This window comes from Marisediminitalea lipolytica (genome assembly GCF_001758465.1).
GTDB classification, from domain to species: Bacteria; Pseudomonadota; Gammaproteobacteria; order Enterobacterales; family Alteromonadaceae; genus Alteromonas; species Alteromonas lipolytica.
Window position 1 is genome coordinate 235,543 of the sequence record NZ_MJIC01000014.1, and the last position, 21,353, is coordinate 256,895.

A 21,353-nucleotide genomic window follows, 5' to 3' on the forward strand; every position below is an offset into this window, starting at 1 on the left:
CTCTGTGGTTTATTTTTGTTAATTTTGTGTCAATAAAATTTACAATTTTTGCGCTCTCAGTAAATTCAATAAAATCTTATTTTGGTAATTCAGGTGGTTACATTTTTGGTGCGGAGATTGCTGTGGATTATTGAAGTTGTTGTTGTCATAGGTAGAAGTTATGAACAAAATAATCCGCATAATGTGTCTCGCATTAAGTTTAGTTACATCCGCCAGTGCACTTTCCAGTGTTATTTACCACACCAGTTTGAGTAGTTCCCATAATCAGCTTTGGAAGTATGATGTTGCTACTGATCAATGGAGCAGGCTGAACGATTATAAAACCGGATCCAATTTTGCGGTAGATAGTCTTGGCGGCGTATATGCCTATAATGGTAATCGTACTGGTATTGATAAATACGATCCTCTCACCGATACCTGGTCACAAATACTCAGTGCGCCTGTTCTTGGTGGAACTTACAGTTCAAACTCGTATAACTTTTTTAATCTGGAAATTACTAATAGTGGTCGCTTTCTGTTAAGTGGTAACAATACGTCAGGGCTTTTCTACAGTGATGGAGGCGCATGGTCTTCGGTGAATCTGGGCTTTGGTACTGCCGCTAACGGTGGTTATGATCCGGTTAACGATCTTTTTGCTGTCAGCGAATTTACTGGCCGAAATCCTATACTGATTGATACCAATACTTTTAGTAAAACGGTATTTCCTGCTGCGGGTCAGGGAGGGGACTGGCGTCGCGCTGGTACTATTCTTGACAATATTTTCTATACACAAACCAGTGGTTCGCAATTGGAGGCCTGGGACCTGACTAATCCCGGGGCTGGCCCGTCGTTGATTACGCCAGGGGCGGGATTACGCTGGATGGGGACTACGGCAGATTACAATAGCGGTTCGCTGTACGCGGTAGATATTGTCAATCCGGATTTCTACAGCTTTGATGGTTCAACCTGGACTCGACTGGCTAATGCGCCAACCGGGAACCACACCACCATTGCTTTTGCTAACACGGCTACTGCGCAACAGCCAAGTGTTGAAATAAGCGCGCCGGGAACATTAGCCATAACCCTTTGTGCTTTTTTAGTTATTTGTTTGCGCCGTATTACCGGCACATCGGCAAAACTATAGTTACAGAGCGTCTGCAATTGGCGCATCATGTCTGAGAACAGCGCTTTGATCCACTCAGAGTGCTGTTCCTTTTTCTGCTTAACCTGGCAATAACGCCGCAGCAGCCAGCAGAGTCATGCCTATTACCAGCCAGCGGTAGTATTTTTCGTTAATTCGTTTTACCAGCCAGATGCCAATATATACACCGGCAACAATCACCGGTAGCGCAAGCAGGTTAAGAGTAAAGCTCGGCCAACTGATGGTTTCCCAGATAAACACATGAAAAGGTACTTTAAACAGGTTAATTACCAGAAAGAACCACGCAGCGGTGCCGATAAACTCGTTCTTCGGCAAACGCATACTCAGTAAATATACTGCCATCACTGAACCTGCAAGATTGCCAACCATGGTGGTGAAACCGCCCAATACGCCTGCCAGTATGGCAAACCAGGTGTAATCCGGCACGGCGGCTTTGTTGCGTTCCAGCCATAACATCAGGCCTACGCTGGCAAAAATAATCACTGCCATAATTTGCATGAACAGCGCGTCGTTAATGTGCTCACCCAGCCAGGTACCGATTAACACGCCCACAAACGCCGAAGGGAACAGTTTGATAAGAAACTGCCAGTTGGCGTGGCGGTGGTAGTGATGCACAGCAAATATATCAGCCATTATTAGCATGGGTAACATCACGCCAGAAGAGTGTTTGCCGCCAAACAATAATGCCAGTAACGGCACGGATAACAGTGTCAGGCCATGAATACCGGCTTTGGCCAGCCCCACCATAAAACCAATTGTTAAAACTAACGCGATATCAAATGCGGAAAGCGCTTCTATTGCCACAAGCTGTACAACCTTAAAAATGAAAATGCCGGAGATGGCGGGATGCAGTAGTGCTATTGAACCACATTTTAGTAAAAAGAAGATAGAGGCGAATTGAAGCTACTGAGTGACGTCGCGGTAGGTGGAGACAATCCTTTCAGCCTGATCAATCACCTTGTTCAGAGCCCAAACACAGTCCTTGTCCAGTTTTCCTTGCCGCACCATATCATCAAGTTCCGCCAGGGATTCTGCGGTGGTCCAGGGCTTTTTGTACGGGCGTTCGTGAGTCAGCGCATCAAAAATATCAGCAACCGTTACAACACGAGCCTCAATGGGGATCTGTTCGCCCTTAAGTTTAAAGGGATAGCCCGAGCCATCCAGATACTCGTGATGAAACGCAATAATATTGCGCATAATGCGGGCATCGCTTTGCTCAATAAGATTAAATTCGGCCAGAATGGCATCAATAATATCCACGCCTTTTTGCACGTGGGTCTGAATGATTTTGCGTTCTTCTGTGGTCAGCTTGCCCTGTTTAAGTAATATTGAGTCTGGTATGCCGATTTTGCCAATGTCATGCAGTGGCGAAAACAGGTAGATATGCTCAATAATTTCGTCATTAAGGGCTTTTTCAGCCGGCAGGTTGTGGGCAATGAGTTTGCTAAGTTCTGCCATTCGGGTTAGATGCATGCCGGTTTCAAAGTCGCGTAAATGCGCAATACTGCGGATCGCTGAGGCAGTGGCCACCAGCAGGTGCGCCGATGAAAGTTCGTTAGCAATGGCATCGCAAATGCCGTTGCATCGCATAATTAAATCCCGCTGAACCCCCTCAGTAAAAGAGGCTTTAGTCGTGCTGTCGATAAAAATAAAACCCAAAAACTTACTCTGGCGCACAATGGGAATTGTGAATGAGCTCAGGTAACCCTGCTCGAGTAACCAGTCTGAATGGGGCGTCCCCGCATGAATTTGCCGGCTGATATCATCAATAACCCGGCTTTGTTGCTGATTGGCCAGTTCCAGTAACGACGGCGTGTTATGCAGCTTTACTTCATAACCGGCAATGGCATGGCCTTCGCGCGTGCTGTTTATAAAGGTTTTTAGAATATCTGAATTAGTGTCGTATATAGCACAGGCAAGGCGGCAGATATCGGGGTAATCACACAATAGTTCATCGTGGAAACGCTGTAGTTTCCCCGTAAGTGATTGAGAATTGACCGTCTGTAAAGGGTGAACTGTGGTCACCACCGTTCCTTCGATTAGCAAAAACACTACTATTGTATAAGTTAGACCACAAACCCGGCTATCTCAATAGTGTTTTACCGCCTTTAGTATATTGTTATGTTGTAACATATCTACAAAATCCGGTGTTTTAACGTAACCAGCCGTTAAGCTATTGTTTTAAAATGTGGATGGTGTAATCGTATACAGAATACAAATATAAAAATTTTCTGGAGTACCGCACATGTCAGCTCACACTCTTTCCCGGCGTAAGCTCTTACAGCAGTCATTGTTATTGTCAGGCGCTTTGGCTAGCGGCCGCGCGCTTGCTAATAACTGGCCGGCCTTATCGCAACCTGATTTGCCTGCTACGGCGCTGGCAAATAATGAGGCTTACTGGGAGTCAGTCAGTACATTTTATAAAAAAGCCACTGGCACAGTTAACCTTGAACATGGCTACTGGGGCAAGATGTCTTTACCCGTCGAGCAGTCTTATATTGACCTGACTAAAATGGTCAACCAGCAGTTGTCCTATTATGCGCGTAAAGACTGGTACGCCGATGCAAAAGCGGCGGTGAAGGCTGTAGCAAATTCGTTGGCGGTATCCGCAGACGAAATCGCTCTCACTCGTAATGCTACTGAGGCAATGCACAATCTGTTGTTTCAGTATAAAGGTATTAAACCCGGCGACAGCCTGCTGTGGGCAGATATTGATTATCCGGCGTTTCAGCGCACCATGTCTGCGCTGGCAGAGCAGCGCGGAGCAACGGGTATCGAAATCGCCTTGCCCGCGCAAGCATCCAAACAACAGCTAATCGACCTGTATAAGGCGAAAATCCGCACCACGCCTAATCTTAAACTCATGCTACTTACCCATGCATCCAATCAGCATGGGCTTATTTTGCCTGTGGCAGAAATAGCCGCCTACGCCAAACAGCATGGTGTGGATGTGATATGTGACTGTGCCCAGTCCTGGGGATTAATCGACTTTACCCTGCCAGCGCTTAACGTCGACTGGGCGGTGTTTAATTTACATAAATGGATCGGTTCGCCGGTGGGAGTTGGGGCCTTGTATATGCGCAAGGGCACGCTGGATAAAGTGGCGCCGTACCCGGGCGAGTCTGATCCGGACAATACCCTGGTGCATAAACGCGTTCATATGGCTACCTCTAACTTTGCCGCTTTTCTTACCGTGCCGGATGCTATTCGTTTTCACGAGCAGGTTGGCCCGGCGGCCAAAATGGCGCGCCTGAAATACCTGCGCGAACGCTGGGTTACACCGGCCCGCACCATGGCGCATATTGAAGTGCTGGGCGCTACTGACGACGCCAGTGCCAGTGGAATGGGCGCTTTTCGTCTGGCCGGGCAGACCAGACGCGAGCAAGTTAATCAATTGCAGCAACGATTAGAAAGCGAATTTGGCGTGTTTACCGTAGGCCGTCACGATCTGGCCAGTGGCAGTTGTATTAGGGTAACACCGCAAATTTTCACCACCTTGCAGGAAATCGATAAGCTGGTGGATGCACTGGGTAAACTGGCGTAAATTTAAGCCCTCGCTCAGGCCCTTCCGGGGCCTGAGATAACCTCTTATTTTACCTTTTTCATTTTCTTTAAATTGTTACAAATGTATGAATTTTAAAAGTATTTTTATTCATGCAACTGTCAGGGAAAGTTCATGGAAGTGTCATTGAGCGTGTCTAAGCTTGCGCGCCAATAACCCTTATAAAACCTAGAGGAAACACAACCATGAACCCAATCAAGCTTAAACAGCGCTCGCTGCTGGCGTTATCTGTACTGGCGGCCATAAGCGGTGCGCCGGTATTCGCCGAAGAAGCGCCAGCCGTGCCGGCTGAACCAACCGAAATCGAAGAAGTAATGGTAGTTGGCCGCAGCGTATCTTACGCCAACAACGCCACCGAAGAGTCAATGCTGCTGCAACAAACCAGCATGACCAGCGTACTGGCCACTATCGACAACCTGCCAGGTGTGCTGATTAACGAAGGTGATACCTTTGGTTCAGACGACTGGTCTACCAGTATCTCTATTCGTGGTTTCTCTGTGGACCTCGACCAACAACAAATCGGTATGACCGTAGACGGCATTGCCAACGGTAACTCAAACTACGGTGGTGGTGCTAAAGCTAACCGTTTTATCGATACCGAAAACCTCCGCGCGGTAGAAGTGTCACAGGGAACTGCGGATATTGCATCGCGTTCACACGAAGCTCTGGGTGGGACTATTAATTTTACCACTATCAATCCGGGTGAAGACGAGCAACTAACCGTTAGCTCTACCTTTGGTGATTACGGTGCGCAAAAAATCTTTATGCGCTATGAAACCGGTGAAATTGCCGCCGATACCTACGCCTGGATCAGCATGTCATCACAGGAAAATACCGACTGGATGACCAAAACCGGCGAAGCAGAGCGCGACCACATGGCGGCTAAATTTGTTTCCTATTTAGGTAACATGGATATCACTGGCTATATTTCTTACGACGATACTCACGAAGACAACTATCAGCGTACTAACCTGGCCCAGTTTGAGCAAAGCCCCAAGTGGGATCAGTTAACCGCTAACTGGACCGGCATTCCTTACATCGACCAGTCATATCGTCGTGGTTGGTCTACGCTGCGTGAAAACCTGTTTGCTTATTTAGAAGCTAACATGACCTTTGGTCCGGTAGACGTTAAAGCTAACGCCTATATGCACAAAAACGAAGGTCGTGGCGACTGGGTTCCGCCTTACATCGTTGATGTAAATAACGACGGCGAGAATGGCCATTCAGAGCTTATCCACGGTAACACTTACCAGGGCGGTTCTGCCCTGGGGCAAATTTTCTTTGTTGATGCCAGCGGCCATTCATTAGCCCCAATTGAAGGCTGTGAAAGCTCACTGACCTTCCCTTACGGTGGTGGCGCAGCGGTATACGATCCAGCCTGTTATGCAGCCAATGCCATTCCGGTAGGTTCTTACCGCCATACTAACTACAAAAAAGACCGCACCGGTATCAACATCGACGCGGTATGGACCGCGCAAATCGGTGACATGGAAAACACCCTGCGTGCCGGTCTGTGGTATGAAGACTACGAGCGTAAAGAAAACCGTAGCTGGCAAAAAATCATCGATTCCCGCGTTGGTTTCCAGTTTGACGAAACGCCATACTGGGTGCAGTACAGCAGCAAATTCCCGGTAGAAACGCTGATGTATTATGTGGAAGACGAAATCGATTTAGGCGTTGCCACTTTGCGTGTGGGTGCTAAGAAATTCAACGTTGATATCGACAAGAAAGATATCTTTGTACCGTCTAACAACCTGTCCGTTTCGTCAGACTCAGATGTATTGTTCTCTGCTGGTGTGGTTGCCCCGCTAACAGACGAAATTGAAGTGTTTGCCGGCTATGCCGAAAACTACGCAGCAATTAAAGATGGCGTGCTGGAAAGCGCCTCAGTGGATATTTCATCCGTTGAGCCAGAAACGGCGGATAACATTGATGTGGGTATTCGTTACACTGGCCTGGATATTAACGCCAGCGTGACTTACTACAACATCGACTTTGATAACCGTATTACTTATCAAAGCGCAGAAGATGTGGGCGGTGTTGACTATCTGGGAGAACTGGACGGCACTTACATCAACGTGGGTGGTGTGACTTCAGACGGTGTTGAGGTGGCATTGGATTATTCCATGACCGATAAACTGGGTCTGTACTTCTCTTACACTCACAACAACTCCGAGTATAAGGATCCTGCTGCTTCAACGGGTTTTGCTGATGGTCAGCGTGTAGTAGGTTCAGCCGAAGACATGTTTGTTGTGAGCCTGGATTACACCGCAGAGATTTACAACATGGGTCTGTCTACCAAATACGTGGGCGAGCGTTCAGCCGGTTCTTTTAATGTTGATTCTTATACCGTGTCAGATTTCTATCTGGGCGCCATGGTGGACTCTCCGGTAAAAGGTATTAGCAACATTGATGTTCGCTTAACCATCAACAACCTGTTTGACACCAGCTATTTAGGTACAGTGGTTAACGGCGGTGCCTGGATTGGTGCGCCGCGTACTGCTGCTTTAAACCTTAAGGCTACTTTCTAATAGTGGTATAAACAGGCCTTAGTGGATGGATATCTGTTAAAACTGTAAAAATTAAAATTTAAAGCGCCGCCTCAAAAGAGAGCGGCGTTTTTTATTCTTGGTTAATTAAGCATTTATTTAAACTTAACCTGCTAAATATGTTGGGCTTTATTTTACAGTTCGGCCTGGTCTTACCAGTATTGTTGTGTCGCATCTTTTTAGTTTAATTTCTGTTCTTTTATACTCCTAAAGTATTGCTTTTTAACAAAATATTTACCAGTTTTTGTGGTTTTTGTTTATTTTGTTGTCTTTGTTATTTATTTTGCTCTATATATTGATTTTAATGAGTAAATTTCCGCTGGTTTCATTAATGCTATTGTCGTTTAATAGTATTTAATTTAGCTTCGATAAGTGTCTTTCCAATGTATTCAAGAGGATTGTTCAGAACCATCAGTGGTCGGCTGTATGCGAGTATTGCGGGCGTAATATTAGCTTTGCTGGTGCTTGAGGCCGTTAATATTTACACCACCTATACCGATGCCGTTAATGCGCGTAAGCGGGAAGTGCAAAGTTTGGTACAGTCTGCGGTCAGTCAGTTAAATGCTTACCATTTACTGGTCGCCAAAGGCGAGCTAACCGCCGAACAGGCTAAAAGTATGGCGCTTGAGCAGCTTAATCAGCAACGTTACCAACAGGGCGAATATTTCTTTGTACTTGATAGTGACGTAGTGATGTTAGGCCATGGCGATCGCGCCGATGTGCGGGGTAAAAATTACAGTAAAGTGGTTACCGATACTGGTGAACCTGTTTTTGCCCAGATGGCCGGACTTATTGGTAATGGGGCAAAACAAGCTGACTTTTTTGGCTATAAGTGGAAAAAAGAAGGCGCAGCTAAACCTGAACCTAAAATCAGCTATGTCGCCGTATTCAAACCCTGGGGCTGGGCGCTGGGTACTGGCGTGTTTATTGATGATATTACTGCTCAACTGCAGCGGAATTTAATCATCAGTAGCGCTGTTGTTGTGATTATCGGCGCTGTTATGCTGCTGGTGGGCCTGCGTATCTGTGGATCTATTGTAAATCCACTACGGCAGGTTAACCAAACTATGCAGCGCGTGGCCGATGCCGATTTGTCGGTCCGGCTTAATTCTCACGCCCAGGATGAGCTTGGCGAAATGTCGCGCAATATCGACCGAACCCTTAACGTATTTCAGTCTCTGATGACACAGTTGGTGGCCTCTGCTACCCAGGTTCAGTCCAGTGCTGAACAACTCGCTACGGCAGCGGAACAAACCAACGAAGGTGTTCAGGCCGAAATGCGCAGCACACAGCAGCTGTATCATGCAGTCGAGAGCCTTGGAGCTACTATCGATTCGATAAACGAACAGGCTAACCAAACTGCGCAGCTCAGTGAGCTGGTTGAAACTGGGGTAAAAGCCAGCTATGCCGAAGTTGCTGAGTCAGAAATCAGTATAAAAACCATGTCTGAAGTGGTGGCCAACACTGCAATACAACTGCGCTCTTTGGAAGCCGACACGGTAGAAATCGCTAACGTACTGGTAGAGATAGAAAGTATTTCTGAACAAACTAACCTGCTGGCGCTAAACGCAGCCATCGAAGCCGCCCGGGCCGGTGATTCTGGACGAGGTTTTGCGGTGGTGGCCGATGAAGTGCGGCAGCTGGCTATGCGCACCCGTTCTTCTACCGAAGAAGTTCGTGGCGTAATCGAACGTTTGCGGGGGAGTGTTGCTCAGTCTGTCAGCAGCATGGAGCAAAGCGAACAAAACGCCATCGACAGTATGGAGCTCACCAGTCACGCCAATGACAACTTAGAGCAGATCCTGGGCCATGTCGAAAACGTTCGCGAACGTGCCCTTGATGGTGCCCAGGCTACCGAAGAACAAAGTATGGTGGTCAAGGATATCCAAGAGCATCTGGGTGATATCACTGTGATCAGTGAGCAATCGGGCGGCGCTTCACAAATGGTGGCCGCTAACAGTGAACAGCTAAGTCAGCTGGCCAGCGACTTACAACGCCAGGTCAGTCAGTTTAAGCTGTAGCCTGGCCAGTTACTTAATAGAAAAAGGCGTGAAATCGGTGTGTTCGTCATACACATCCACGCCTTCTGCTTTTTTCAGCGTACTCACTACCTTGTAGGTCACAGGGGTTAACAGCACCTCCCACAGCACTTTCAGGGCATAGTTAGTGGCCATTACGGTTAAAATCAGTTCACCGCTCCAAATCCCCCAAAACGCTACTGGGTAAAATACCGCAGAGTCTACCGCCTGACCCACAATGGTCGAGCCAATAGTGCGCTGATATAAGGCTTTCCCCTGACTCAGCACTTTCATTTTGGCCATCACAAAGGCGTTGGCAAATTCACCCAGCCAGATAGCCAGCACCGAGGCCAGTACAATGCGTGGTGCCTGCCCAAAGTTCATGGCAAAACTATCCTGGCGCGAAACGCCTTCGGCCAGTGGCGCATTCCAGCCGGGCGCTGGTGGCATCTCGGTGATAAACCAGGCCATAAAAGCAGCAAAAGCCGCGGCAAAAAAGCCGGCCCAAATTGCCCGCCGGGCGCGCTGATAGCCGTAAACTTCGGTCAGTACATCGCCCAGAACATAGGACAACGGAAAAAATATTACGCCGGCACCAAAGGTAAAACCGGCCAGTTCGGCCACTTTACCAGCGCCGATGATATTGGAGCACACAATCAAAACGCAGGTGGCGGCGAGCATAAAATCAAAATACCGAAAATGGCGGGTAGAAGTATCCGTTACTTTGTTTAAATGTGAAGTCATCAGAGCCGTACGCCGGTCAAAGTAAAAGGCTAGTTTGGCATAGCTTTACGCTGGGCGCTACTGCTTAGGATTTGGCCAATTGATTAAAAAGATGCGGATTTTCAATATGCTTGTCATATTTTAACGCCACACTCACTAACCTGTTTCTACAAAATGCAGCTAAAGTTGGCGCATAAATTGAATAGCTAAATTAAGTCTTACGCTGAGTAAAACGACAAACAAGTTACCAGACAGTTAGCACGACGTCTGGCTTAACAAAGTGAATAATGCGTGGTTTTCATTTGCATCTGACAAATTACAAACTAGCTTTAAAGAACAAACAGGATACTCCGGCATGCAAATACCCACAATCATCGATGTAGAAGCCAGCGGTTTTGGCTCGTATAGCTACCCCATTGAGGTGGGCGTTAGCCGCCGTGATGGTGCGCGCTTTTGTCGATTGATACGTCCTTATCCGGATTGGACACACTGGGATGACAATGCACAAAAACTCCATGGCATTACCCGCGAGCATCTGCGCCAACGGGGCGTGGATGGCCACGAAGTCTGCCTTGCCCTCAATGAATTTCTGGCCAACGACACTGCCTATTCCGACGGCTGGGTGGTGGATCATCCCTGGCTTATCCGACTCTTTGCCCGCGCCGGTGTTACTATGGCGTTTAGCGTAAGGGCGCTGGAATACGTATTAAGCGAAGCCCAGATGGAATTATGGAACAGTACCAAAAACAACGTGCTATCCCAGTTTAACGGCCATCGCCATCGCGCCAGCACCGACGCCGAAATAATTCAGCAAACCTATATTCGTACCCACGCCAGTAATAATCCGGCGGTGCCCATACAGGCAGTGATCAACGGTTAATTACATCTGTTAAACTGTGCTTAAAGCTATGTAGAAGTAAAAGGAATTCCATGAAAACGGTAGGCTTAATTGGCGGCATGAGCTGGGAGTCCAGCGTATTGTATTATCAGCAAATTAATCGTCTGGTGCTGCAGCATAAAGGTGGTTTACACAGTGCGCCACTGATTTTACACAGCGTTGATTTTGCTGAGATTGCCCGTTTGCAGCATGCGGACGACTGGGAGCAGCTGGGAAACTACCTTGCCGACATCGCTAAAGGGCTGGAGGCCGCCGGAGCCAGCGCTTTGGCAATATGCACCAATACAATGCATAAAGTGGCACCGCAAATAGCAAAAGTGGTGCGAATTCCCTTGTTACATATAGGTGATGCCGTGCTAAACGCCTGTAAGAAAGAAGGTTTTTTACGCGTTGGCTTGTTAGGTACACAATTTACAATGGAGCAGCCTTTCTTAAAAGACCATCTGGCTCAGGGCGGGTTGGAAGTACTGGTGCCTTCACCGGCAGAACGGCAGGAGGTTCACCGGGTTATCTACGAAGAATTATGCCGTGGCATCATAACCGACGATTCGTTACAACGTTACCTGGCCATTATTGACAACCTCAGGCAGCAAGGTGCTGAAGCGGTAGTATTGGGCTGCACCGAAATTGGTTTGTTGGTAAACGCTGACCAGAGTCCGTTACCGGTGCTGGACACGACCGCTTTACATGCACAAAGCGTGGCAGCGTTTATGCTGGCAGAATAGTCAGCCAGACTAAAAATAGTAATGAACGCCCATCACCAGTGAGTTTAAATCGGTTTCGCCCACGTCGCGATATTCGTAGCCAACGGCAATATTAAAACCGCGCAGTTCGCCAAACTGCCAGCCTACGCTGGCTGCACGGTCACTATCGCCGGCCAGTGGCATCATTGAAGCCTGGGGCGTTAACCAGTACTGGGTTGAACGGAAGGTGGCGTAGATCCACTGAGTCGACTCAACCGGTAATGCCCTGCGGGCTGAAACACTCACCGCTTCCAGGCCAATCAGGGTTACCGGTACCCGGCGGTTGTCGTAGCCAAAACGTTCTGCGTAAGAGCGATTGATCTCCATACTGAAGTTCCATTCAGGCAGGCGTTTGCTTTGATATTCAATAAAATACTGAGTGTTTGCCACAGGCGTACTGACCAGCGGAGAATCTGGTAACATCGGGGGTTGATTAGCCAGCAGCGGACAACTAAACATCACTACCAAGCCAAGCAACGTCAAGCGCAAAGTTTGCCTGATCATCGAGTGAGCCTGTATGAGTGTGAAGGTTTTATTACGCAAAAAATCTGCGCTGTTTTAATAACACTATAGCCACAATCCCCGGCGAAACCAAATAAATTTTGCCAGTAAATTTTGTGCAAATTTTGTTGGCTAAATCAGAGTTGCTCGACTAACTTTTATAGTCCGGGACCGTTATTTTTCAGCGCGGTTGGCAACACAAACTGCTACCGTAAACTGCGCTGCGAAAATCAATAAATATAAATAATATCAATAATTTCTTTTTTCAAAGAACGTCATCATTGCTTCAGGATTCAAAATAATAAGGTATTACAGTTAATAGGGCGAAGGAGTACGCCTGGTGAGGATCAAATAATGCGAGCAGACTGGGAAATTGAACGAAAATTCGTAGTAAATTACCTGCCTGAAGGCTTACTGGAAACACGTAACCCGGTGTCGGTAAGACAGGGCTATATTGCTGCCGAAGGAGAGCGCCATGTGCGGATCCGCGATGAAGGTGGTAAGTACAGCATGACGATAAAACAGGGCTTCGGCTTAAAGCGGATGGATACCCGGATCATGCTCAGTGCCGAGCAGTTTAACGAACTTTGGCCGCTTACTCAGCATATGCGGGTCGAAAAAAAACGCTACCGCATCGACTTTTTCGGTCATCGATTGGTGCTGGATGTATTTACCGGCCACCTGGCGCCATTAGTCCTGGTAGAAGTCGAGTTTGACAGTGAAGTGCACAGCCGACAGTTTTTACCACCGGATTTTGCCGAGCTGGAAGTAACCCACCGGCGGGAATATCAGAACGTGAATCTGGCGCGAATGGGCTTGCCCGATTCCCTGGCTATGGCAAATGCGTATTAGCTGGTAACAAAAAAACGCCAGAAGCACGGAGCTGTCTGGCGTTTTTCAACACAGTAAATGTTTAAACCGAAGCGCGCAGGGCCTCAGCTTTATCGGTTGCTTCCCACGGGAAGCTTTCGCGACCAAAGTGGCCGTAAGCCGCCGTAGCCTGATAAATCGGGCGTTCCAGATCAAGCATTTTAATCAGGCCGTAAGGGCGCAGATCAAAGTGTTGCTTAACCAGAGCAACCAGCGTGGCTTCGTCGTACTTGCTGGTACCAAAAGTGTCAATACTGATAGACGTTGGCTCCGCCACGCCAATGGCGTAAGAAACCTGAATTTCACAACGCTTGGCCAGGCCGGCGGCAACAATGTTTTTCGCTACGTAACGACCGGCATAAGCTGCCGAACGGTCTACCTTGGATGGATCCTTACCAGAGAACGCACCGCCACCGTGGCGAGCCATACCGCCGTAGGTATCCACAATAATCTTACGACCAGTCAGGCCGCAGTCGCCCATTGGGCCACCAATAACAAAACGGCCCGTTGGGTTAATGTGAAACTTGGTATTAGCGGTGATCCACTCGGCCGGTAATACAGGCTTAATGACTTCTTCCATAACCGCTTCGCGCACGGTTTCGGTAGATACTGAGTCACAGTGCTGGGTAGACAGCACTACGGCGTCGATACCCACTGGCACGTTGTCTTCGTAAATAAAGGTGACCTGGCTTTTGGCATCCGGACGCAGCCAGTCCAGTTTACCTGATTTACGCATTTCAGCCTGGCGCTGTACCAGTCGGTGCGAATACGTAATTGGCGCGGGCATCAGCACTTCGGTTTCATCGCTGGCGTAACCAAACATCAGACCCTGGTCGCCGGCCCCTTGTTCTTCCGGACGAGCACGATCCACACCCTGGTTGATATCTGGCGATTGCTTACCAATGGCATTTAATACGGCGCAGGAGTCGGCATCAAAACCCATATCTGAGTGAGTGTAGCCAATCTCTTTAACGGTCTGGCGGGTCAGTTCTTCAATGTCGACCCAGGCTGAAGTAGTGATTTCGCCACCCACCAGTACCATACCGGTTTTTACATAGGTTTCGCAGGCGACACGCGCCTTTGGATCCTGCTGCAGGATTGCATCCAGCACAGCATCAGAAATTTGATCGGCAATCTTATCCGGATGACCCTCAGATACAGATTCGGAAGTAAATAAATGGGCTGCCATTACATGCTCCGTTTTTATATAAATTTTTAGTCGGGGCGTATTAACCACCTGCTTTGGCGGTGAAAACTCTTTAACACACCTGTAGCCGCTGTTTACGACCCTGGGTGCCAGAGTAGATCAATACACATTGCCCCATTGTAGCAAGCATTTTTGTAAATACCAGTCTTTACTTCTGGACGTCTAAAAGTCTATTTGTTACGTTTACTTGACAGCGACGCCGCAAGCTAGCCTGTTAAGAGCGCTTGAAGTTGCTGAAAAAGTACCTGCTGGCAGCAGATATTGGCCGTTTTACTGAGATAAATCGCCGCCAATACCGAAAACACATTGAACTGCAGTGGCCGGTGGGTAACAATATGCAGCCGGAAAAATCCGTGCTGGCAGTGCGCCTTACATTTGCCGTATTGCGGCGGGATACCGTGCTGGCGCAAAGGCTTAACTGACAGAAAGTAAAGCGCCTGAAATAAAGAATAAAAATAACCGTGATTTTAGCGCTTTGCGCCAACCTAAAGCTTTAATTTGCCATATTACTGGCACCCTATAATACAATTCAGGAGTCAACATGCCGTCTCGTCGAGAACTCGCTAATGCTGTCAGAGCATTAAGTATGGATGCAGTACAGAAAGCCAAGTCAGGTCACCCGGGTGCACCTATGGGCATGGCAGACATCGCCCAGGTACTGTGGTGCGACCATCTGCAACATAATCCGGCGGATCCAAGCTGGTCTAACCGTGACCGCTTTGTACTGTCTAATGGTCACGGTTCCATGCTGCTGTATTCACTGCTGCATCTTACCGGCTACGAATTACCTATCGACGAACTCAAGCAATTCCGCCAGTTGCACTCTAAAACGCCTGGCCACCCTGAATACGGTTACGCACCGGGCGTAGAAACCACTACCGGTCCGTTAGGGCAGGGTATTACCAATGCGGTAGGTATGGCACTGGCCGAAAAAGTGCTGGCCGCGCAGTTTAACCGCGACCAGTTTGACGTAGTAAATCATTACACCTACGCCTTTATGGGCGATGGCTGCTTAATGGAAGGTATTTCCCATGAAGCCTGCTCACTGGCGGGGACACTGGGCCTTAACAAGCTTATCGCTTTCTGGGATGACAACGGCATCTCTATCGACGGTGAAGTAGAAGGCTGGTTTACCGACGACACGCCAAAACGTTTTGAATCTTATGGCTGGCACGTTATTACTGATATCGACGGACACGATCCAGCAGCGATTAACAGTGCTATCGAAGCGGCTAAGGCTGAAACCAGCAAGCCTACACTGATTTGCTGTAAAACCGTGATTGGTTTTGGCTCGCCAAACAAACAAGGTAAAGAAGACTGCCACGGCGCACCTTTAGGTGACGACGAAATCGCCCTGACCCGCGAAGCGCTGGGCTGGAGCTACGCACCGTTTGAAATTCCTGCCGACATTTACGCCGGTTGGGATGGCAAGCAAAAAGGTGGCGCAGCACAACAAGCCTGGAACGAACAGTTCGACGCCTATGCGGCAGCGTATCCTGAGCTGGCAGCTGAGCTTAAGCGCCGTATCAGCGGTGACGTACCGGCTGATTTTGTGGCCAAAGCCGACGAATACATCGCTTCATTACAAGCTAACCCGGAAAACATTGCCAGCCGTAAAGCATCGCAAAATGCACTGAATGCCTTTGGTCCGTTACTGCCTGAGTTTTTGGGCGGTTCTGCTGACCTGGCCGGCTCTAACCTGACCATCTGGAAAGGCTGCAAAGGCGTTGAAGCCAACGATGCCAGCGGCAACTACGTATACTACGGTGTGCGTGAGTTTGGTATGTCTGCCATCATGAACGGTATTGCCCTGCACGGCGGATTTAAAGCCTATGGCGCAACCTTCCTGATGTTTATGGAATATGCGCGTAATGCTGTGCGTATGGCGGCGCTGATGAAGCAGCCGGTTATCTTTGTTTACACCCACGATTCTATCGGTCTGGGTGAAGACGGCCCGACTCACCAACCAGTAGAACAGCTGGTGGCAATGCGTGCTACCCCTAACCTGGACAACTGGCGTCCATGTGACCAGGTTGAATCAGCTGTGGCCTGGAAAGAAGCGATTTTACGTACTGATGGTCCTACCTCGTTAATCTTCAGCCGTCAGAACCTGGCGCAACAAGCCCGTGATGCCGCTCAGGTAGCAGATATCGCTAAAGGCGGTTATGTACTGAGTGATTGTGCCGGCACGCCAGAGCTTATCCTGATTGCGACCGGCTCAGAAGTGCAGCTGGCCGTTGATGCGGCAGCGCAGTTAACCGAGCAGGGTAAAGCCGTGCGTGTGGTTTCTATGCCATCTACTGACGTGTTCGACCGTCAGGACGCGGCATACCGTGAAGCTGTATTGCCATCGTCTGTGGTTAAGCGTGTTGCGGTAGAAGCACTGTCTAAAGAAAGCTGGTACAAGTACGTTGGCTTTAACGGCGCCATTGTTGGCATGGACACCTTTGGTGAATCAGCACCAGCAGGCGAACTGTTCAAGCACTTCAACATTACCGTTGATGCCGTTGTAGAAGCTGCGCTGGGGCTATAAGTTGCCCCGGCTTAAAGGCTGCATAAAAATATGGTAAGACTCGCCATTAATGGCTTTGGCCGCATCGGCCGAAATGTACTGCGGGCACTCTATGAGAGTGGCCGCAATCAATTTATCCAGGTCGTCGCTATCAACGAAATTGCGGATCCCGACGGCATGGCACATCTGCTTAAATACGATACTTCCCATGGCCGGTTTGGCTGTCTGGTTGAGCGCCAGGGTAACTTACTCACCGTGGCTGGCGATGTGATCCGTTTGTGTCATCAGTCTGATATTGATGGACTCCCCTGGGCCGAGCTGGGCGTGGATATTGTGCTGGAATGTACCGGCAAATATAACGACAAAGCCAGCGGCAACGCACACATAAAGGCGGGCGCCAAAAAAGTGCTGTTTTCCCAGCCCGGCGAGCCGGATATGGATAACACCATTATTTACGGCTGTAACGAGGAAACCCTGCGACCTGAACACACAGTGGTATCAAATGGTTCGTGCACCACCAACTGCATTGTGCCGGTGATTCAGGTGCTCGACGACGCCTTTGGGGTGGAGAGCGGTACCATTACTACTATTCACTCCTCTATGCACGACCAACAGGTTATCGATGCCTATCATCCGGATTTACGTCGTACCCGGGCCGCCAGCCAGTCGATAATACCGGTGGATACCCGCTTAGCCCGCGGTATTGAGCGTATACTGCCTAAATTTGCCGGCAAGTTTGAAGCTATCGCGGTACGGGTGCCGACCATCAATGTAAGTGCCATGGATTTAAGTGTGACACTGGCTACCGAAGTCACCATCGATAAAGTGAATCAGGCGCTCAGCGCCGCACGTACGGGGCGACTTGCTGGCATCCTGGATTACACCGAAGAGCCCCTGGTATCGGTAGATTTTAATCATGATCCCCATTCGTGTATTGTAGATGGTACGCAAACCCGGGTAAGCCATCGCCAGTTGGTGAAAACCCTGGTGTGGTGCGACAACGAATGGGGCTTTGCCCATAGAATGCTGGATACCGCATTAGCGATGTATCAGGCGGGCAGTGAATAATATTATTTAAATTCAACAGGATAAAAAGGAAACCTTATGTCAATCCCTAGCATGTCAGATATTGAGTTGTCAGGTAAACGTGTATTGATCCGTCAGGATCTTAATGTGCCGGTAAAAGACGGCAAGGTCACCTCAGATGCGCGTATCAAAGCGTCTCTGCCTACCATTAAAGCCGCCCTTGAAGCCGGTGCTGCGGTTATGGTGATGTCCCACTTAGGTCGCCCCACTGAAGGCGAGCCAGCTGAGGAGTTTTCATTACTGCCAGTGGTAAATTACCTGAATGACGTGCTGGATGTTGAAGTTAAACTGGTAAAAGATTACCTCGATGGCGTAGAGATTGAGCCGGGTCAATGCATCATCCTCGAAAATGTGCGATTTAATAAGGGTGAGAAGAAAGACGACGAAGCGCTTTCTAAACAGTACGCTGCCCTGTGTGACGTATTTGTAATGGATGCCTTTGGTACTGCGCACCGCGCTCAGGCTTCTACCCATGGTGTAGCAAAGTTTGCCCCACAGGCGGTAGCGGGTCCGCTGCTGGCGGGAGAACTGGCGGCACTGTCTAAAGCGCTGGATAACCCGGCTCGCCCTATGGTGGCCATTGTTGGTGGTTCAAAGGTATCAACTAAGCTGACCGTGCTTAAATCGCTGGCCGAAAAAGTAGATCAGCTGATTGTTGGTGGTGGTATCGCTAATACCTTTATTGCGGCCCAGGGCCACAATGTGGGTAAATCTCTGGTAGAGATGGACCTGGTAGACGAAGCCAAGCGCCTAATCGAACAAGCCCAGGCCAGTGGCGGTGATATTCCGGTACCAACCGACGTTGTTACCGGTAAAGCCTTTGCCGAAGATGCCCCGGCCGAATTAAAAGCAGTCAGCGACGTAGCGGATGACGATATGATTTTTGATATTGGCCCGGATAGCTCAGCGGCGCTGGAAGAAATTCTGAAAAATGCCGGCACTATTGTATGGAACGGTCCGGTTGGCGTGTTTGAATTTGATCAGTTTGCAGCGGGCACAAAAGCGCTGTCTGAAGCAATTGCTGCAAGTGATGCATTTTCAATTGCCGGCGGTGGTGATACGCTAGCAGCCGTAGATAAATACGAAATTGCAGACAAAGTGTCTTACATCTCAACCGGTGGTGGTGCTTTCCTGGAATTTCTTGAGGGTAAAACCTTACCAGCCGTGGCAATATTAGAAGAAAAAAACAGCTAACGCGGTAAGATACAAAACCCGGTGCCGGAATAACCGTATTCCGGCATAACCTGCATAAGGATTCGCAGGCTATACCCGTGGCCAGATAAAAGCCCGGGTGTAACATGCCTTATAAAATGATTTCTCTTAACCCTACAACCGTTGTAAAACGGCTATGATAATAAGGAGTGTTGCTCATGGCATCACAGGCACAGCAAGCTATGCTGGATAAAATCATCACCCAGAAGGGCTTTATTGCAGCTCTTGACCAGAGCGGTGGTAGTACCCCAAAAGCACTTAAACTTTACGGTATCGAAGAATCAGAGTACTCAGGTGACGAGGAAATGTTCGATATGGTACATGCTATGCGTACCCGTATTGTTACCTGTAACGCCTTTTCAGGTGAGCGTGTATTAGGCGCAATCCTGTTCGAAAACACCCTCGACCGCGAAATTGAAGGTTTAGCTTCTTCACATTATCTGTGGCAGAAAAAGCGTGTTGTTCCGTTCTTAAAAGTAGACAAAGGTCTGGAAGCTGAAGCCAATGGCGTGCAGCTGATGAAGCCAATGCCAGAACTGGATGACCTGCTGGCCAAAGCGAATGCCAAGGACGTGTTTGGTACCAAGATGCGCTCAGTGGTAAAACTGGCCAATCACGAAGGTATCAAAGCCGTTGTTGAGCAGCAGTTTGCCGTAGGTAAACAAATCATTGCGGCAGGCCTGGTTCCGATTATCGAGCCAGAAGTAGACATTAACAGCCCGGAGAAAGCCGAAGCTGAAGCCCTGCTTAAACTGGAAATTCTGACTCAGCTTAACCTGCTGGGCGACGAAAAAGTTATGCTGAAGCTAACTATTCCAACCGAAGCTGATTTCTACAAAGAATTAGTCGACCACAAAAACGTGATTAAAGTCGTCGCGCTGTCTGGTGGTTACTCACGAGATGATGCTAACGCTAAACTGGCTGAAAACCACGGTATGATTGCCAGCTTCTCACGCGCGTTAACCGAAGGTGTATCGGCTAAACAAACCGACGAAGAATTTGAAGCCGCGCTGGATGCTGCAATCGAAAGCATCTATCAGGCGTCACTGACCTGAGGTCAGAAACCAGCACGATTATCCCAAAGGCCGTCTCTGTTAAGACGGCCTTTTTTTATCTTCGTATTCACCACCCCAGATAAATACCCCTCACGCCGTTACGACTCACACTCTCAGGTTGTTCTGGACCCATTCTCCTGGTCCCGACCCACACTATCGTCGTCCCAGCCGCACATTTTCGTCGTCCCGGCCCCCACTATCGTCGTCCCGGCCTTGAGCCGGGACCTCCCCAAAAGGCTGGCTCACTTAAAACAGCGTTTTTTACGCATAGAAGTTACTAGTAGGAGATACCGGATAGCTGCTGCGCAGCTTCCGGCATGACGGGAATATTTAGGCTAATACAACCCCCGTCGTCCCGGCCCTCACTCTCGTCGTCCCGGCCTTGAGCCGGGACCTCCTGAACAGGCTGTCTCAATTAAAACAGCCTTTTTCGCATGGAAGTTATTTGCAGGAGATACCGGATAGCTGCTACGCAGCTTCCGGCATGACGGGAATATTTAGGTTAATACAACCCCCGTCGTCCCGGCCCCCACTATCGTCGTCCCGGCCCTCACTCTCGTCGTCCCGGCCTTGAGCCGGGACCTCCTCAACAGGCTGGCTCATTTAAAACAGCGTTTTTTAAGCATGGAAGTTACTCGCAGGAGATCCCGGATAGCTGCTGCACAGCTTCCGGCATGACGGGAATATTTAGGCTAATACAACCCCCGTGGTCCCGGCCCCCACTATCGTCGTCCCGGCCTTGAGCCGGGACTTCCTCAAAAGGCTGGCCCACTTAAAACAGCGGTTTTTAGCATGGAAGTTACTCGCAGGAGATCCCGGATATTTGCTGCGCAAATTCCGGGAAGACGGTAAGTGAGTAGGCTTATTTCCTCTCGTCGTCCCGGCCCTGAGCCGGGACCTCCTGAACAGGCTGTCTCAATTAAAACAGCCTTTTTCGCATGGAAGTTATTTGCAGGAGATACCGGATAGCTGCTGCGCAGCTTCCGGCATGACGGGAATATTTAGGTTAATACAACCCCCGTCGTCCCTGCCCCCACTATCGTCGTCCCGGCCTTGAGCCGGGACCTCTCAAACAGGCTGGCTGACGCAAAACAGCGTTTTTTTAAGAATGGAAGTTAATCGCAGGAGATACCGGATAGCTGCTACGCAGCTTCCGGCATGACGGGAATATTTAGGCTAATACAACCCCCGTCGTCCCGGCCCTGAGCCGGGACCTCCCAAACAGAGTGGTTAAGCTAAACACAGATAGCTAATTTTAACTAACACTGGCTATTGG

17 protein-coding genes are annotated in these 21,353 nt (G+C 49.1%); 12 read left to right on the plus strand and 5 right to left on the minus strand.

From position 1 onward, the window contains the following. Nucleotides 1-160: 160 nt before the first annotated feature. A complete protein-coding gene (locus BFC17_RS12130; protein ID WP_070176744.1) occupies nucleotides 161-1,123 on the plus strand; it encodes a Kelch repeat-containing protein in 963 nt (320 codons plus the stop codon). A gap of 78 nt (nucleotides 1,124-1,201) precedes the next feature. Here the strand turns inward: BFC17_RS12130 and BFC17_RS12135 are convergent, their stop codons facing one another. Together BFC17_RS12135 and BFC17_RS12140 are read right to left on the minus strand one after the other, a co-directional pair. Continuing rightward, nucleotides 1,202-1,945 (minus strand): sulfite exporter TauE/SafE family protein, encoded by a 744-nt coding sequence (locus BFC17_RS12135; RefSeq protein WP_268235991.1) that lies wholly within the window; start codon nucleotides 1,943-1,945, stop codon nucleotides 1,202-1,204. 99 nt (nucleotides 1,946-2,044) lie between these two features. Beyond that, nucleotides 2,045-3,166 carry an HD-GYP domain-containing protein gene (locus tag BFC17_RS12140; protein WP_229680944.1) on the minus strand — a complete coding sequence of 374 codons (1,122 nt, stop codon included), beginning with the start codon at nucleotides 3,164-3,166 and terminating at the stop codon, nucleotides 2,045-2,047. Nucleotides 3,167-3,386: 220 nt separating this feature from the next. Between BFC17_RS12140 and BFC17_RS12145 the strand changes: the two genes are divergently transcribed. From BFC17_RS12145 to BFC17_RS12155, 3 genes are all read left to right on the plus strand, one after another. Next, entirely contained in the window at nucleotides 3,387-4,685 is a 1,299-nt protein-coding gene (locus BFC17_RS12145; RefSeq protein ID WP_070176747.1) for an aminotransferase class V-fold PLP-dependent enzyme, read from the plus strand. 203 nt (nucleotides 4,686-4,888) lie between these two features. Beyond that, nucleotides 4,889-7,234, plus strand: coding sequence for a TonB-dependent receptor (locus BFC17_RS12150; RefSeq protein ID WP_070176748.1), 2,346 nt, complete (start codon nucleotides 4,889-4,891; stop codon nucleotides 7,232-7,234). Nucleotides 7,235-7,635: 401 nt separating this feature from the next. Then, nucleotides 7,636-9,273, plus strand: coding sequence for a methyl-accepting chemotaxis protein (locus tag BFC17_RS12155; protein ID WP_083271704.1), 1,638 nt, complete (start codon nucleotides 7,636-7,638; stop codon nucleotides 9,271-9,273). A gap of 9 nt (nucleotides 9,274-9,282) precedes the next feature. Here the strand turns inward: BFC17_RS12155 and BFC17_RS12160 are convergent, their stop codons facing one another. Beyond that, nucleotides 9,283-10,014, minus strand: coding sequence for a queuosine precursor transporter (locus BFC17_RS12160; protein ID WP_070176750.1), 732 nt, complete (start codon nucleotides 10,012-10,014; stop codon nucleotides 9,283-9,285). Between the two features lie 334 nt (nucleotides 10,015-10,348). Between BFC17_RS12160 and BFC17_RS12165 the strand changes: the two genes are divergently transcribed. Continuing rightward, a complete protein-coding gene (locus BFC17_RS12165) occupies nucleotides 10,349-10,873 on the plus strand; it encodes a 3'-5' exonuclease (RefSeq protein ID WP_070176751.1) in 525 nt (174 codons plus the stop codon). Nucleotides 10,874-10,923: 50 nt separating this feature from the next. Beyond that, nucleotides 10,924-11,616 carry an aspartate/glutamate racemase family protein gene (locus BFC17_RS12170; protein ID WP_070176752.1) on the plus strand — a complete coding sequence of 231 codons (693 nt, stop codon included), beginning with the start codon at nucleotides 10,924-10,926 and terminating at the stop codon, nucleotides 11,614-11,616. Between the two features lie 9 nt (nucleotides 11,617-11,625). On the opposite strand, the gene BFC17_RS12175 is transcribed toward BFC17_RS12170, so the two are convergent. Next, nucleotides 11,626-12,138, minus strand: a complete 513-nt coding sequence (locus BFC17_RS12175; protein ID WP_070176753.1) for a hypothetical protein — start codon at nucleotides 12,136-12,138, stop codon at nucleotides 11,626-11,628. A gap of 351 nt (nucleotides 12,139-12,489) precedes the next feature. On the opposite strand from BFC17_RS12175, the gene BFC17_RS12180 reads away from it, so the two are divergent. Further along, nucleotides 12,490-12,987: a CYTH domain-containing protein gene (locus BFC17_RS12180; RefSeq protein ID WP_070176754.1), complete on the plus strand. Its 498-nt coding sequence runs from the start codon at nucleotides 12,490-12,492 to the stop codon at nucleotides 12,985-12,987. A gap of 61 nt (nucleotides 12,988-13,048) precedes the next feature. Here the strand turns inward: BFC17_RS12180 and metK are convergent, their stop codons facing one another. Continuing rightward, nucleotides 13,049-14,194 (minus strand): methionine adenosyltransferase, encoded by a 1,146-nt coding sequence (metK, locus tag BFC17_RS12185; RefSeq protein ID WP_070176755.1) that lies wholly within the window; start codon nucleotides 14,192-14,194, stop codon nucleotides 13,049-13,051. Between the two features lie 242 nt (nucleotides 14,195-14,436). Between metK and BFC17_RS12190 the strand changes: the two genes are divergently transcribed. The 5 genes from BFC17_RS12190 to BFC17_RS12210 all read left to right on the plus strand — a co-directional run bounded on the left by BFC17_RS12190 (nucleotide 14,437) and on the right by BFC17_RS12210 (nucleotide 20,077). Further along, nucleotides 14,437-14,634: a hypothetical protein gene (locus BFC17_RS12190; protein ID WP_139142067.1), complete on the plus strand. Its 198-nt coding sequence runs from the start codon at nucleotides 14,437-14,439 to the stop codon at nucleotides 14,632-14,634. A 119-nt stretch (nucleotides 14,635-14,753) separates the two neighbouring features. Next, nucleotides 14,754-16,745 (plus strand): transketolase, encoded by a 1,992-nt coding sequence (tkt, locus tag BFC17_RS12195; RefSeq protein WP_070176757.1) that lies wholly within the window; start codon nucleotides 14,754-14,756, stop codon nucleotides 16,743-16,745. 30 nt (nucleotides 16,746-16,775) lie between these two features. Then, nucleotides 16,776-17,792, plus strand: a complete 1,017-nt coding sequence (epd, locus tag BFC17_RS12200) for an erythrose-4-phosphate dehydrogenase (RefSeq protein WP_070176758.1) — start codon at nucleotides 16,776-16,778, stop codon at nucleotides 17,790-17,792. A 36-nt stretch (nucleotides 17,793-17,828) separates the two neighbouring features. After that, on the plus strand, nucleotides 17,829-19,004 hold the full coding sequence (locus BFC17_RS12205) for a phosphoglycerate kinase (protein WP_070176759.1): 1,176 nt from the start codon (nucleotides 17,829-17,831) through the stop codon (nucleotides 19,002-19,004). Nucleotides 19,005-19,180: 176 nt separating this feature from the next. Beyond that, nucleotides 19,181-20,077 carry a fructose bisphosphate aldolase gene (locus tag BFC17_RS12210; RefSeq protein ID WP_070176760.1) on the plus strand — a complete coding sequence of 299 codons (897 nt, stop codon included), beginning with the start codon at nucleotides 19,181-19,183 and terminating at the stop codon, nucleotides 20,075-20,077. Nucleotides 20,078-21,353 lie beyond the last annotated feature (1,276 nt).